Annotated in this window: 13 protein-coding genes and 1 pseudogene; 2 read left to right on the forward strand and 12 right to left on the reverse strand. The window is 36.9% G+C overall.

The annotated features are described in order from the left end of the window. Positions 1-58: 58 nt before the first annotated feature. The 10 genes and pseudogenes from BV455_RS19070 to BV455_RS19115 form a co-directional block, all read right to left on the reverse strand. On the reverse strand, positions 59-988 hold the full coding sequence (locus BV455_RS19070) for a hypothetical protein (RefSeq protein ID WP_061579863.1): 930 nt from the start codon (positions 986-988) through the stop codon (positions 59-61). A 193-nt stretch (positions 989-1,181) separates the two neighbouring features. Continuing rightward, a complete protein-coding gene (locus BV455_RS19075) occupies positions 1,182-1,658 on the reverse strand; it encodes a GNAT family N-acetyltransferase (protein WP_218687565.1) in 477 nt (158 codons plus the stop codon). A gap of 557 nt (positions 1,659-2,215) precedes the next feature. Then, a complete protein-coding gene (locus BV455_RS19080; RefSeq protein WP_245005305.1) occupies positions 2,216-3,325 on the reverse strand; it encodes a pyridoxal phosphate-dependent decarboxylase family protein in 1,110 nt (369 codons plus the stop codon). 56 nt (positions 3,326-3,381) lie between these two features. Next, positions 3,382-3,703: pseudogene (locus BV455_RS20850) on the reverse strand (GNAT family N-acetyltransferase); the annotation flags it as partial. 260 nt (positions 3,704-3,963) lie between these two features. Continuing rightward, complete coding sequence (locus BV455_RS19090) at positions 3,964-4,668, reverse strand: SAM-dependent methyltransferase (protein ID WP_218687566.1); 705 nt, start codon at positions 4,666-4,668, stop codon at positions 3,964-3,966. Between the two features lie 408 nt (positions 4,669-5,076). After that, a complete protein-coding gene (locus BV455_RS19095; RefSeq protein WP_218687567.1) occupies positions 5,077-5,601 on the reverse strand; it encodes a GNAT family N-acetyltransferase in 525 nt (174 codons plus the stop codon). A gap of 636 nt (positions 5,602-6,237) precedes the next feature. Further along, positions 6,238-7,725, reverse strand: a complete 1,488-nt coding sequence (locus BV455_RS19100) for a sodium:solute symporter family protein (RefSeq protein ID WP_218687568.1) — start codon at positions 7,723-7,725, stop codon at positions 6,238-6,240. Beyond that, entirely contained in the window at positions 7,722-7,922 is a 201-nt protein-coding gene (locus BV455_RS19105) for a DUF3311 domain-containing protein (RefSeq protein WP_218687569.1), read from the reverse strand. Before BV455_RS19105 ends, BV455_RS19100 begins: the two co-directional genes overlap by 4 nt. A 30-nt stretch (positions 7,923-7,952) precedes the next feature. Further along, positions 7,953-9,194 (reverse strand): Zn-dependent hydrolase, encoded by a 1,242-nt coding sequence (locus BV455_RS19110; protein ID WP_218688073.1) that lies wholly within the window; start codon positions 9,192-9,194, stop codon positions 7,953-7,955. Positions 9,195-9,388: 194 nt separating this feature from the next. After that, positions 9,389-11,017, reverse strand: a complete 1,629-nt coding sequence (locus BV455_RS19115; protein WP_218687570.1) for an amidohydrolase — start codon at positions 11,015-11,017, stop codon at positions 9,389-9,391. Between the two features lie 775 nt (positions 11,018-11,792). Between BV455_RS19115 and BV455_RS19120 the strand changes: the two genes are divergently transcribed. Beyond that, complete coding sequence (locus tag BV455_RS19120; RefSeq protein WP_218687571.1) at positions 11,793-11,954, forward strand: hypothetical protein; 162 nt, start codon at positions 11,793-11,795, stop codon at positions 11,952-11,954. A gap of 410 nt (positions 11,955-12,364) precedes the next feature. Here BV455_RS19120 and BV455_RS19125 read toward each other — a convergent pair whose 3' ends face one another. Next, positions 12,365-13,306, reverse strand: coding sequence for a cation diffusion facilitator family transporter (locus tag BV455_RS19125; protein ID WP_218687572.1), 942 nt, complete (start codon positions 13,304-13,306; stop codon positions 12,365-12,367). Positions 13,307-13,370: 64 nt separating this feature from the next. Next, positions 13,371-14,093, reverse strand: a complete 723-nt coding sequence (locus BV455_RS19130) for a ZIP family metal transporter (protein WP_081162448.1) — start codon at positions 14,091-14,093, stop codon at positions 13,371-13,373. A gap of 209 nt (positions 14,094-14,302) precedes the next feature. Between BV455_RS19130 and BV455_RS19135 the strand changes: the two genes are divergently transcribed. Next, a complete protein-coding gene (locus tag BV455_RS19135) occupies positions 14,303-15,463 on the forward strand; it encodes an iron-containing alcohol dehydrogenase (RefSeq protein WP_061580061.1) in 1,161 nt (386 codons plus the stop codon). The last annotated feature ends 236 nt before the right edge of the window (positions 15,464-15,699 follow it).

Below are 15,699 nucleotides of genomic sequence, written 5' to 3' on the forward strand. Positions count from 1 at the left end.
AAGCTGATCGTACAGTAATGAAATCTATATCACTTTATTACCTATTTTCATTAAAGATTTATTGTATTCTTAACGGTATTTTTAAATTACTCAACAGTAATTTAAAACGACTGTAATCAAACTCTTCTCTTCTTTTAGCGGCTCGTACAATGTCTTGGATTATATCCCAATCCTTCCTTAGCCCTGCTGGGATCAGTTCCTCTTTTGCGCGTATTTGTTTTAATTCGTTTAAATGCCGTTCAATTAATTCCTCATAGGAGATACAAAGATGCGAATGAGTTTTAGGTGAGGAATGATACGAATAATATGAGACGGAATACGACTTAGATGTTCTACGTTGACGACTTTGGTAAAGGATTTCCCTTAGCCGTTCTCTTTCCTCTTGGCATTGTTTTTGTAACCTTTCTCTTCTCTTAGCATGAAGTTGATCATAAAGTTTTTGCAGTTGTTTATCCAAGAGAGGTATGTCGTGTTCTAGTTGTTCAAGATAAGATTGGGGAATTTCAATTTCTGCAAACTCCTTTATATCCGTTTTCTCGCCACGATAAATTTTAAGGAGCAGTTCATCTCGTTCTAAATGTATCGTATGGAATCCTTTTTTAATATCCCGAATAACTTCTGGTGTTAAACGGGTATAGTTTCCTAAACACGTTTCCCCTAGTTTGTATGTTTTGTTTTGCTTTTTATGAGTTACAATGTACTGATATCGAAGAGGCATGCCGCATTCACAGCGAAACGGCCGATTTCCGTATCCCCCATCTAATATTTCAACTAAAATCCAATCGTTGACTGCTTCTGCCAATTGTTCGGTATCCATATCTTCAGTCACAATGATTCCTTTTTTTAATGCTAAAACTTCTAGCCACTTGCTTTTTTTGCTTCGTTTCGTAAAAGCGTCCATATATTTGTGCTGCTTCGGTGTCAATAACTGATAAATCTCATCTACTTCTGCTTCAGTCAAAGGTGTATGGAAATTCCTCAAACTCATATTTACACCTTCCTTAAAACAAGATAAATTAGACATCCATTAACCAAAATTCGACATTTACATCTAAAAACCTTTAGCAAATTCCAAAAACAGACAATGTTGATTTTAGGCCACAGAAAAAGACCGAAATCAATCGGTCTTTTTTGTATATCCTGTTCAACTATCGCCAACCGTTAGTTGAACAAGCTCATAATTAAATTAACCTCTTCACAAATAAAACTCTATCTTGATTTGGTCCATCATAATCAGTATGTACAGAAACTCCATCTATTTCTTTATCTCCGTTTTTTTCAATTTCAAATCCCATTTTCGTATGAAATGCAATGGAAACTTTGTTCACCGGGGAAGTTACACAACGGACGATATTCCGACCATTCTTTTTAACAATATTAAAAAATTCATTGTACAGTCGTTTTCCAATACCGTGGTTCCTATAATCCGGATGAACTCCAACAAAGTGTATATATGCTTCTTCTGGATATGTTTGGGATAGAAAACCTATCAAAAAACCAACGATTTTTCCATCTTTTTCGGCAATGAAACTTGTGTTTTTAAAATGATCGAAGAATAATTTTTGCAACTTATCAGACATTTGTCTTCCGCCCCACCACTCATTGATTAGTGGAGAGATGACATAGTAGTCTGACCCTTTCACTGAACGAATTTCCATCTTAATCCCCCTTCATTTGTAAAAGTATGACTATCGTAAAGGCAAATTTAGTGCTATTCTTCAACTAATTCGTAACTCGCCCGTTAGCCAACCATGAAGCGATCTTCACCACAGATGATGGAAGTATGGAAGTTCATTCGTTCTTCCATAAGAAACAACCATGCCGCATCTATGCGGCACCACCGGAAGAATGAAAATATTAATTTTCAGGATAGTTGAATTAGGAATTGTAACTGTGATGATTTATATAAAATTCATCTATCGTTTTAAATATTTTTTGGATAGTTGAGATTGGAGTAAAAGGATTTAATAAAACAGCTCTTAACCAACGTTTCCCCCTATAAGTTGGCAAGGAGAAAAACACCCGTTCTTTATGTAGTAGAAATTGTTGCAACTCCAAGTTCCATTGGTCGCATTGCTTCTCATCGAGATTCTTTGGTCTGCCCCTAAAACAACATATATTTGTATCAGGCTCACTGGCTAGTTCCAAGTAGGGGCGTTGTTTAACTTGTTTTACAAATTCTTCTACTCTTAAATAACCTTCATTTATTAGCTGGTCATAACCCTTTAATCCAAATATGTTGAAGAGATAAATATAACTTTAAAATATCAGCATGACGGGTGCCTTGAACACTTATTTCACCCAGATTTGTAAAATCTGTATCATTCATATATGGTGCTGAAATACGGAATTCTGTTTCCAACAAGTCACGGTTCTTAAATAAGACCATAGCACATGTCTTTGCAACATACATCCATTTTTGAGGGTTAAAAGTTATAGAATCTGCTTTTTCAATACCAGATAGACGTTCGCGGTGTTTATCAGAAAAAACCAATGCCCCACCGTAGGCAGCATCTACATGTAACCATAGTCCATACTTCTTTGTTATTTCTGCAATGGATAAGATAGGGTCAATATTACCCGTCACCGTGGTTCCAGCCGTTGCCACAACTGCAAAAGGTTGTTTTCCTTCTTCAATCGTTTTATTAATCTTTTTCTCTAAGTCTGAGGTATCCATCTGAGAATTTTGATTAGTTTTAACCGCGACTACACTAGATGTTCCTAAACCAAGTAACATTGCAGCTTTATGCAGAGAAGTGTGGCTAGCTTCTGAAGCCAAGATAACTGGTTGTTCTATTAACCCAGTTAATCCGTCCTCTTTAACTGAAAAGTAGTGATTACGCGCCACTGCAAGAGCTTGTAAGTTTGCGAGACTTCCGCCACTTACCATTACTCCCCCACTCTGCTCATCGTAACCAAACATTCGAGCAATTTTCCGCAGCACTTGTACTTCCATTTGGGAAAATACAGGAGACATTTCAAGACTCAACATATTGTTATTAAGCGTTGTTGTTACAAACTCACCTAAGCAGGAAATTAGAGTAGGTATAGAGTCCATATGCCCGATATAGTTAGGAGTTAGAGGATTCATTGAATTTCTTAAAATCTCCTTTAATTGTAAAAGAATACCTTCAGTCGGAATCCCTTGTACGGGAAACTCGCCAAAAGTATAATTTTCTATTTGAGATAAAGGTGGACGTTGCTCTGAACTAGCAGAATTCTCTATAACTAAATCCATAAATTTCTTAATTAGGCTAGCAACTTCGTTTATATTCTGACCACTTGGTTCAATAAAAGCGTCATTAGGGAGAAAATCAAGATTCATAATTATCACCCTTATTTCAAGATCATTCAAAAGAGATAGTCAATCCATAAAGATCATGCTTCCGTTCCAAGTCCACCGTTCCAATGTTCAGGAGAATATATGACAATTCCCATTTCAAGCCATCGTGTACATTTATCCTCCCAATAATAGCTAACCATACCTATAATTTGTCCTTGATATTCCATAATCATTTGGCTTGGTACATCCGTAACACTCATTCTTTCTTCCATTCTCTTAGCAAACTTTTCAAAGGTACAAAATTCAAGCGGATAATAAGGAGCATCGTACTTTTTCCACACCATATATCAGGTTATATAGAATTGGCAAATCATCCTGCGTTGGTGTCCGCAGAGATATTCTTTTTCCTGTCAGCAACAACTTTCGCAATAGATATCCACCCCCTACCTTATGAAATTCAACAATTTATGCTATTATCCTTTTTCTAAATATGGGGTCTTATAGTGAAATAAGCTTTTGCTCAAAATTATAAATAACTACATAATCCAAAGAGCTTTCGTTTTTAAGGCACTTTGGGAAATGAATAAAATATGCGTTCCATATTCAAGTAAAGCCGACTGTTAGTTTCAACAAAGGTTTATTTAATAGAAAAAGGACGACGCTGAACGCCGTCCTTTCTGTTACCCTTTTTTTATTTTTAACATCGAATTAGCATTTTTCTGAAATTCATATGGAACTTTCACCTCTTCGACCGTACATCCATTTTCTGTGAGGTAATTTACTAAATTATCTAAATGCTCATATCGTTTTCCTTCTAAATCCACTAAAGGAAAAATCCGAATTTCCTCTTTAGAAACCCTTAATAACTCATTTAGCGTCATTATATGAAATGGATAATCTAATCGGACAGCATACATAAATAGAAAATGTGCCGAAAGAATAACATCAAATTCCTCATCTTTAAATGGTAAAGAAGGTAAAGCAACTGGAATGTATCGTTCGTTAGACTCCCTCATATCGTTAACACAATCTTTTAAAGCACTCAAACGATGTTTTTTGAGACCTTCTACATCTTTAAAATAATCCCAAATATAATTATTTTTCGCTTTTTCCATTTGTTCCATCGCATGTTCAATGTCTTGCAAACCTTTAAGTTCAAGGTCTTCCACCGAATGATAATAGGCGATATCACATGCGGTTACATCTAATCCTAACTTGTTACCTAATGCCGTAAACGAACATGCTCCTGCTGGACAATCCAGTATTTTCTTTCCCTTTAGCTCCTCCATTGAAAGAGAAAACATGTCCATATACTCTTCAAACGTTCTGCCAATAAAAATGATTCGTTCTAAATCTAATTTTGTACTCTGCTCTACTTTACTCAACTAAACTCACCTCTCCTAACTAAATTAAAATCATTTTAACATAAAAATTAGTAATTTTAACCTCCTTGTTTCATCTTTTTTAGGAAGAACTTGAATAATGTTATTTGTTGTTCTTCTCAAGATGGCAAGTGAAACATTAGTCAAAAGCCACTTATAGAAATTAGAATAATCAAACCCTCAACAAAAAAGCATTACTTCCTGCTTGTTGAAGTAATGCCTCCGTTTGTGGAACCCCCTTGGTTACACTTTTCTATTTTCTTTCTGATAATATTTTTTGCTCAATACAATTTACCTTTTGTTTAGGCTCTGTTATCGTTAATTGTTAATCTTCGACCAAATGAAAAAGCCACCTTATGATGTAAGGTAGCATTTTTATACATATTTTATTTTTATTTAACTATTGCACCCTTAGTTCAATAACCCTTCGTTACTTTCTTTAACCCCCGAGTATATATAATGGTTCTTACCGAAAATAAATACTTCTTTTTCCTTAGTGAAACCAATCTTCTCTGCCACACGAATGGATGGAACATTTTTTGGGTCAATAATACTTATCAGCTTATTTAAACCCAATTTATCAAACGCATATTCCTTGCACGCTTTGGCAGCTTCTGTTGCGAATCCCTTGGACCAATATTTTTTATTCATGTGGTATCCAATCTCCACTTCTATACTGTCATTTATTTTTTGTTTCACAAGACCACAGTCACCTATCAATTCATTCGTTTCCTTCAAACAAACCGCCCATAATCCATAACCATCATTCCGATATCTATCTTGATTTCGTTTTATCCAGTCTTGAGTTTGCTGAATGCTAAAAGGGGCTGGATAAAACTTCATGGTTTCTGGGTCAGAAAAAATATGATGTAGAGGAGTAATATCCTCATCTTTATACTGTCTTAATATCAACCTTTGTGTTTCAAGAACAACCATTCCCCCATACCCTTCCTCTTTTGTTTAATATCACGTTTAATATTATTTGATTTAAGATTGAATTCCTTGCTCCTTCAATCTTTTCTGCCCCCTTAGCCAGCGGCTTCACCACAGATGATGAAAGGTAACTCGTTCTTCCATGGGAGACAACCATGCCGCATAATTGCGGCACCACCAGAAGGATGAAAATATTCATTTTCAGGATAGCTTAATAAAAAACTACTGACTAGAACTACAGAAGCTGTTTCATTTTTTAGAAAAAGACAATAACACAGAAAAGCATTGTATAATCATCTATTTAAATTGCTGGCCACTACGGATATGCGCAGATTTGAAATCGTTGAACTAAACTTTGGAACAAAAGGAAAAAAGGAGCGGTTACTCCCCTCCCTCCCATGGTCATTCCTTTACTTTTATGATTTGCATTAATGAATGGGTATTTTGAGAAAATCAAAAGTGGAAAAGTTATTTTGATCAATTAAAAATAGCTGTTCATTTTCATGATCAATGCTAATAGAAGAATGTTTGTAAAATTTTTATGGGAAGAATGAGTTTCATAGTTAGTTATTGGGTCTCAGAGGGATTCGACCACCACCTAACCACCTAAAAAATTACATAATTTTCACAAATTATAAATTAATAATTACTTGCTTCAATATCACTCATTTGTTTCTTGTTAATATCCATATTTTTAGTAAAAATGCTAACAACTAAAGTTACTACAGTATTTATTAATAATGCGATTGCTCCTGTGCTGATATCATTAATTACATGGGGCACATTTGGAAAGAAAGTTGCGATCTTTACATGAAAAATCGTCGCATATAAAACTATAAACACCCCCGCAACAATTCCTGTAATGGCGCCGTACTTATTGATAAGATTATTTTTTGGAAAGCTAAAAAACAATGCTGGTGCTAATTGAGAAATAAGACTGTATGACATGATGTTTAGTATGGCTAGTGCTTCTCCACCTGTTATGGTAAAGATTAAAGCGACAGAAGAAATTCCAATTAAAAATAATTTCGATGCAATTAATTGCTGTTTTTCCGTAGCTTTTGGAACAATGGCATTGTAAAAACTTTTTGTTAAACCAACAGATGCAGACATTAGCATAACAGAAGCCGGCACCAAAGCAGTCAGTAAACCAGCGGCTCCGACTATACCAATTACCCATGGATCAAAAGTTTCAATCGCTAATCTTAAAAGAGAGAGATCTCCTTCGGCTCCTTGCAAACCTGGAATCTGTACAACAGCCGTAAAGCCTATGAAAAAGACAAAAAGCAATAATAAAGTGTATAAAGGTAAAGTAATAGCATTTTTACGGAGTGTTTTTTCTCCATTTGCGGATAAAACGACGGAGAAAGAATGAGGTAATAAATAAAAACCTACAGCATTTAAAAGAACCGTTGAGATAAACCAAGATATACTTAGCCCTTGATTTGACAATGTCAGCATCTCAGGTTTAACAGACTGAACTGACTCAAACATTGGCTGAATTCCGCCAAAGTAGTGGATAGGAATATATATTCCCAAAAATACAACAACTACTAAAATCATAATATCTTTAATTACAGCAGTCCACGCTGAACCATGGATACCAGAGATTATTACATAAGTAGTTACAGCTATTGCGCCTATAAAACTTGCGACAACTGGTGAAATGGCTCCATAAGAAGCTTCTGAAACAATTATTCCTAATCCTTTAATTTGTATAACTATATAAGGTACAAGGGCCATACTTCCCAAAATAGCCACTATAATCCCCATTGAACGGCTGTTGTATTTAGATGCAAAATAGTCAGGTTGCGAGATAACACTGTGTTCCTTAGCATATTTCCAAATTTTAGGGACAATCCAATAAGATAGCACATATGCCAAACATATATATGTGGGAACATAATAAACTGCAGCTCCTTTTGAGTAGGCCCACCCACTTCCACCTAGAAACGTAAACGTTGTATAAACCTCACCTGCGACTAACAAAAAAACGAACAAGGTTCCAAAGCCTCTGCCACCAACAGCAAATTGCTGCATATTCATATCTTTTCCTTTTCTTGCGTTTATTCCTAAATAAAGAGCTAGGATTAAGAACATAAAAATAATAATTAAGGATATATTCATTCTGGATCCCTCCCTTTATTATCGGGATCCAATCTATACACAATCGTTAAAATAACCGAAGAAAGTACCATCCAAAATACAATCCAAAACAAAAGAAAAGGCATTCCTAACACATATGGCTCTATTTTATTCGCAAAGGACAAGAAACCTAACAATCCTATAAAAGGTACCCAGAGCAAAATTTTAATATATTTCAAAATATCCCTCCCCTCTAGCCAAGATGTTTTTTATGATTTAAAATTTTTTTGCATTGCAAGAACGGTTTCTAATATTACATTTACTCCCTTTTCACAATCTTCCCAAGTGGTAAGTTCATCTTCACTATGGCTCTTTCCATTGATGCTTGGAACAAAAACCATGGCAGTTGGTATATAGCTAGCTATGAATTGAGCGTCATGACCCGCGCCACTAACCATTCTTTTATAGGAATAGCCTAATTTTTTTGTAGATTGTTCTAACAGATCGCAGATTTGCTTATTAAACCAAACCGTATCCCGATCCCATAATTTTTTTGTTTTGATTTCACATCCTTCTTTGAAAGATGATTGTGCAAGTCCTTGGATAATTTCCTCCACTTGCTTGATAACCGCTGGATTTTTATGTCTAGCTTCCAATGAAAAGACAACTTTATTTGGAATAACCGTGTGTATATTAGGGAATACGTTCATTCTTCCAATGGTATACACCAATTCATTATCAAGCGCACTCATTTTTTGCCTTACTTCAGTTATTAAGTTGTTTGCTGCAAAAAGAGCATCTTTTCTCATGTCCATAGGAGTAGTTCCTGCATGGTCAGATTCCCCATTTACTTCAATCTCATAGCACACCATACCAACTACACATTCAACGATACCAATAGAGCATGATTCTCGTTCAAGAATTGGACCTTGTTCAATGTGTAATTCTAAAAAAGCAGTAGCTTCTTTCAAACGTGCCTCTTCTTTACCTGCATAACCAGTGGAATTTAATGCTTCTTCAAAAGTGATACCATCAGCATCTGTTTTTTGTAGCATGATAGATTTTTCGAATTTACCTGAAAGAACCCCAGATCCCATCAATGAAGGTTCAAATCTAGCACCTTCTTCATTTGTAAAATTAACAATCATGATTGGGATTAGTGGTTTGATATTATTTTCTAATAATGTTCTTACCACTTCTAAACCAGCAACCACTCCTAAGACTCCATCAAACCGTCCGCCATTTTTTACAGTATCTAAATGTGAACCGATCACTATTGGCGGCTTGTTTTCAAGCCCTTCTAAAGTAGCATAAATATTACCCATATCATCGATCTTTATGGACATACCTAATTCTTCGCAACAAGAACAAAAATAATCTCGAGCTAATCTATCCTCTTCAGACAATGATAAACGAGTTACTCCATTGTTTTCTGTACGTCCAAAATTTGCAAATTGTTCAAGCGTATTTTTTAGCCTTTCCCCATTAATTAACAATTTTTGTTGTTCCATCATTTACACTCCTTCTTCAAATAATTTAGTAATCCTATAATATATTTGTGACTTTCGTATCATTTAACTAACCGGGTAATCTGTTTACCGAATTTTCAGAACAAACTTTTTGCAAAATTTACCGTGGAGAACCAGTTGATAAGAAATTTTACTTGAACTTTACCTTGAAATAACCATACACAAGTTACATCATTTCAACTCCATTTCCCTCTTTTCAAATTTCCTCTTTGATAGAGAATCTCACCATCAATCATTGTTGCTTCTACTTTAAAATCCTTAATTTTATCTGGATTAACATGCAGAATACTATCACTCAAAACAACTAAATCCGCTAACTTTCCGACTTCTATACTTCCTTTTATCTCTTCTTCAAAACTTGCATAAGCACCATTCCATGTATAAAGTTTAATCGCTTCCATTACACTAATGGATTGATTAGTTCCAATCTCCATTCCAGATTGGCTTTTTCTATTAACTGCGGTATGAATTCCTAATAAAGGATTATAATCAGTAATCGGTGAGTCTGAACCACCTGCTACCATGATACCCTTATCCATAAAGTCCCGAATAGCGTACATATAATTGACACGATCACCATAATTGTGAATATATATCTCACCAAATTCATATGGAAACGGAGGATTTGGAATAGGGATAAGTTCAAGTTTTTTTATTCTTTCTTGTAAATCAGGTGTTGAAATGCCTGCATGCTCGATCCGATGTCGATGGTTTTTCCTTGGAAATTCCTCCAACGCTTTTTCCACACAATTTAAATACATTTCAATGGCTCTATCTCCTTGGGCGTGCACAGTGATTTGATATCCTTTTTTATGTGCCTCGCCTAGGACTCGATAGATTTCTTCCTCACTATAATAAAGAATGCCTGAATTGTTAGGATCACTTGAATAAGGGTCGCGAGTTGCAATGGTTGGACCTGTGCTACTTCCATCTATAAACAATTTAGCCGGTCCGATTTTGAACTTTTCATCCCCAGTACCGGTTATTACTCCAGCTTTGATCATTTTGTCAACAAATTCATGGGAATTATTTAACGAAGAAATCATAGCATATATACGAACACGGATATCCTTGTTTTTTACAGCTTTTTGTAGCAAACGGTAACTATCAGGGCCAAATGCACCTGCTTCATGAATACTTGTAATGCCTGCTGCAATGAAGTGATCTGATGCTATTTTCACTGCCTTCATAAGTTCGCTCTCTGTATAACTCGCTATTTCGTTCATTTTCATATTTGCTGCTTCAATTAATCTTCCTGTCAACCTTCCTGCCTGATCTTTTTCAATCACCCCTCCCTTAGGGTCTGATGTATTCTCGTCAATTTTCGCCATCTCCAGCGCCTTGCTGTTTACCACACTGATATGTCCACAAGTACGAGATACGATAATTGGATGATCTGTTGAAATTGCGTCTAGCTCAGCAATCGTTGGATAACGTTTTTCCTTTACCGCGGTTTCGTTAAATCCCCAAGCTCGTATCCATTCACCTTTGGGAGTTTCCAGTGCTTTTTTCTTCAGAGCATCTAACACAGCTGCAACAGAGTCGATATGAGGAGCTTTACAGCTTACCCCTAACTGAAAAACACCATATAAAATCAGGTGAATATGAGAATCAATAAATCCAGGAAGAAGTGTTTTTCCTTCCAAATCAATAACTTCTGTTTCTTCCCCAATAAAACATTTAATTTCCTGGTTTGAACCAACACCTACGATACGGTTACCTTTTACAGCTACAGATTCGACTATTGAATTCTTTTTGTCTACTGTAATAACTTCTCCGTTTATAAATACAATGTCTGCTTTCATAAACACATCCCTTTCAAAAATTAATCTTTAAAAACGCCGATATTTAGAGGTATATCCGAACAGTAGGTAACGGAAAAAGTGCTAAAAAATAAATAACTTGAAAACTATTTATTTTATGCAACATGTGTCAGCTGATGATCTCTACCAAAAAGATGTCAATAAAGCCGCATCAGCTGCTAAAGAAACGTTTAAAACATGGAAGAAAGTACTGTTACCACAATGCATTTAGTATCGCTAATTCTGTGGATTATTCTAATACTACATTGTATCAATGATGTAAATCGCTTTCATTAAACAAAAAGTAAAATATTTCTAAATTATCATCTTACATTAAGTATAAAATAGCGTTGCAAAACTAAAGTAAAAATTCGAATTTATGCATAAAGATGCAATATAACACATGCAGTAAGAAGGGCTTTCCTGCAGACGATAAAAATCGTCTTCCTTTGATGTTAAAAGTAATGGTGCGATCTAAGAAATCAGCAAGCTTTTAATGCTCATTTATTAGTCTCCGAACCCAATGATTCTATACTGCTTACAAGGTGTTCGTAACATGACCGCGAGTGCATACAAAAAGCTTGCAGTGTAATGCCCATTGCAAGCTCTTACTAATTTTCTTTCTGCTTCATTTCACGGATAAGATTTTGGAATTTGGAATTGTTGCTAAAGGGATATTTTGTTCATATAACCTAAGAGGCTCTAATACCTATAACGTATTATGTGCAAGAAAAGTTATTTAGCTACATAATATTTTAATTAAAAAAGGAGGTGAATTATGAAGCAGCAAAAATGGGCCGTTGGAGGATTAGTGTTTGTTGGCTGTATGTTTCTCGGTGGAGGATTGGGAGCTTGGTTAGGAAGTCCCCAAATCGGATGGCTCATAGGAATGAGTTTTGGATTTTTTGGGATGGCTTTAACGAGACTGATGGGCAAATGATAAAATAAAACACGGTTCTTCTCCTCTTAGATAAAGCAATATGCATGAAGCAATTCATTCACTTACATACCAGGCCCTGTAACATGTAATAATTGTACTCATACAAAGCCACTCTCTAACAAGAAGTGGTATTCTCCCCTACAAGTAGACAGCGAAAAAAGAGGACATTTGATATGATGTTCTTAAGAGTCTACTTGGGAGGAGATTTTTTATGGCGAAGAAAGGACAAACTTTTAACACTTATTCCGAAGAGCCGAAACAAGAAGTCGTTCGTTTGAAATTCTCTTCTGTAACCGATTTTCCTTGCCAACAATGGCAAACAAGATAATATCCATCGCTAATTCTGCCTGACCCGCACCGATAACAAGAACATCAACGTTTTGTTGCATTTCCATCCGTTCCGAAAAGGGTTAGACTTTCATTTCCCCGTGATGGATTTGACAGGTTTCAATTTGAATGGTTGTATGCAGAATCTTAAATTTTTCTTCAATCATGTGAATGGCATCTTGTAAAACCTTTTGGCTGTCTTGATGATCTTCAATCAAAATATGGCAACTTAATGAATCCAACCCTGATGTAATCGTCCAAATATGAAGGTCGTGAACGTCAATCACTCCTTCGATACTTTCTAAGGCTTTTTTCACTTCATTTTGGTCAATGGTAATGGGCGTTCCTTCCATCAAAATGTGAACCGTATGTTTAATCACTCCCCAAGCACCTTTCAAAATTAATAAAGCAACCAAAATGGAAATAGTGGGATCTGCCACATACCAATCAAAGAGCCACATAGCAAGCCCAGCGATGATAGCACCTACAGAACCTAAAGCGTCACCGATAACGTGAAGATAGGCACTACGAAGATTGACATTATTTTTCACATCCCCTTTTCTCATTAACGCCCATGCACTTAAAAGATTGGCAAAAAGACCGATGGACGCAATCAGCATCATAGAGCCGCTAGCTACGGTTGGTGGGTTGTAAAAACGCTGAATAGCTTCCCATACGATAAACCCGGCGATAACAAACAAGGTAACTCCATTAAACAAAGCGGCCAAGATTTCAAAACGATAAAAGCCATACGTTTTATTAGGCGAAGCTGGTTTGGTAGCAAACCAAATAGCAACTAAGCTAAGAACAAGGGAACTGGCATCACTAAGCATATGTCCAGAGTCAGAAAGAAGGGCTAGGCTGTTTGTGATTAAACCTCCGAAAAACTCTAATAACATAATTCCAGCGGTAATGAGAAGTGCAATCGTAACCCCTTTTTTATTACCTTCCCTTCCGTGATCGTGATGGTGTCCGTGGTGATAGTGGTGACCATGGTGGTCGTGAGAATGATGGTGATGATGCATGATAAAACGCCTCCTTAATGATGTTCAGCATGGTCAATGACTTGCACTTTTTTAGTAAAGTCTTTTATAGAAAAAACAAGTAAAATGAAACCAATACAAAACCGATTATAGCCATGATAACGCAGTATATTTTGGTAGATGTACGTAAAGCTGTCCCGAAAATCTCTTTTCCCGTCACGAAAAGCATTACTCCCATTGCCAATGCGATAATCATTGCTACTAACCAAGGAACCCCCATTCCATAATTGTTTCCTATAAAGGCTCCAACTCCTACGGGGGCGGAGGCTATGGCTGCCCCAAGTATGATGCTGAAAATTCCAAACCCAGCCATCAGCAAGGGAGTAAAAACAGCAATCCCTTCTGGAATATTGTGAAGCATGATCGTAGTCAGCATTGGTTTAGTCAATGAATCGTGAGTATTGGCTCCAAGTGCGATGCCTGTTGGAAAATTGTGTAGGGCAATACTGAATGTTAAAATTAGACCAGAATGTACAAATAAGTCTTTTTTAGCGTCATTGGTAATAATGACCACATGATGAGAAACCTTTTCTAGATACTTGTATATAAAATAACCAAAAATCAATCCGACAATAGCAATAAACCACCCTCCAATTTCTATGCTTTCAGGCAAAATTTCCATTGTGACCAGCCCGAATATCATTCCACTACATATGGAAAAAATGGTTGGCGTTCCTCTTTGCCAGCCTTGAAACAACCAAGCAATCGCTCCACCAGATAACATTCCGATAGCAGAAGCAGAAAATCCTAAAAGCCAAATGGAGTTCATCCATCATCCCTCTTGTACTAAATTGTCTTTACTTTGTTATATCTACCAAACCCATAAATTATGCCTTAAGAAAACAAAAAACCTCCGCCATGGGAGGATTTTAAAGTGGTTTCCCCGATAACGCGATTTATTTGATTTGTATGACAGATCAATCAGAGTTAAAATTAAAATATTCATAATTTTATTCCAGTTGCTTAAGGGGGAGACATATGAACAGTTTTCATTATTTTTGCCCGACACGCATTGAAATGGGAATGGGGAAAGCAAAGCAGCTGCCGGAATTGTTGGAATCACTGCAAGTTGGAAAATCGATTTTACTTGTTAGTGACCCGGGAGTCGTTCAGACCGGCTTAGTTGAACCGATTCAAGCAAAATTGCAGTCAGCCGGCTATCGCGTAACGTTGTTTGATGACGTATCGCAAAATCCGCGCGACACGGAATGCCTGAAAGGTGCGGAGTATTTTAATGAACAGAACGCTGATGCCGTTATCGCCATCGGCGGTGGAAGTGTGATGGATACGGGAAAAGCGATTGCACTCATTGGACGAAATGGCGGGACACCAATTGAATATGCAGAAGGAAAACGGCGGTATGAGAACGTAGCTCCCATTATTTGTGTCCCGACAACAGCGGGGACAGGCTCCGAAGTCACCCGTTCGTCCGTTATTACGGAAGCTTCCACCCACCGGAAGCTGACATTGAAAGATGCTGCGCTTCGTCCGGTATTGGCTGTTCTTGATCCGGAGCTTACATTCACCGTACCTAAATCCGTTACGGCTGCGACTGGGGTTGATGCATTAGTTCATGCAATCGAAGGCTATACGTGCAAAGTGACGAATCCAATATCGCAAGCAATGGGAGCAAGAGCAATGGAAATCATTGTGTCAGCACTTCCTGAAGCATATCGGGATGGCCGAAACGAAAAAGCCCGATACGACATGCTGTTGGCTAGTTTGCTTGCGGGATTATGTTTCGGATCCGCAGACGTAGCGGCTGTCCATTGTTTAGCGGAGGCTCTAGGCGGGCTCTATGATACGCCGCATGGTGTTGCAAATGCTGTATTTTTGCCGTTTGTGTTGAAATTTAATGCGCAAGAGAATAAAGCAATGCATGCAAAATTGGCGCGGTATATGAAATTTGCGGCAGAATCTGATTCGGATGAACAAGCTGTCGAACAATTGATCCAGGGCATCGAGGCGTTCACCCGCAGTTTGGACATTCCAAAACTAAAAGACTTACCTGGTTTGCGTAAAGAAGACTTCGGAAAAATTGTGGAACTGGCGGTGCAAAACGGATCCACTCCAAGCAACATCCGGACTGTGACGGCCAAGGATTATCTTCACATTCTTGAAGATGCGTACAACGCTTGAATCGTGTAAAGACCGTAAATAAAAAAGGTTCAACATCTTATTCTACATAAATTCCCATATGATAAATACACGATATATAAACTCCGTATTTATACACGGCTGGAACTTGAGCGGCCCTCCCTATGTCCATGACGATGATAAAATGGTTCTTACGTTCTTTTGGTGAAAATTCGAGATAATGAGAATGAGAAACTAAAAACCTCTAATTTGCACACTGATTTTCTCGATTAGCCACT

Origin of the sequence: Parageobacillus caldoxylosilyticus (assembly GCF_019272935.1) — a bacterium.
In the GTDB taxonomy this organism is placed as follows: domain Bacteria; phylum Bacillota; class Bacilli; order Bacillales; family Anoxybacillaceae; genus Saccharococcus; species Saccharococcus caldoxylosilyticus.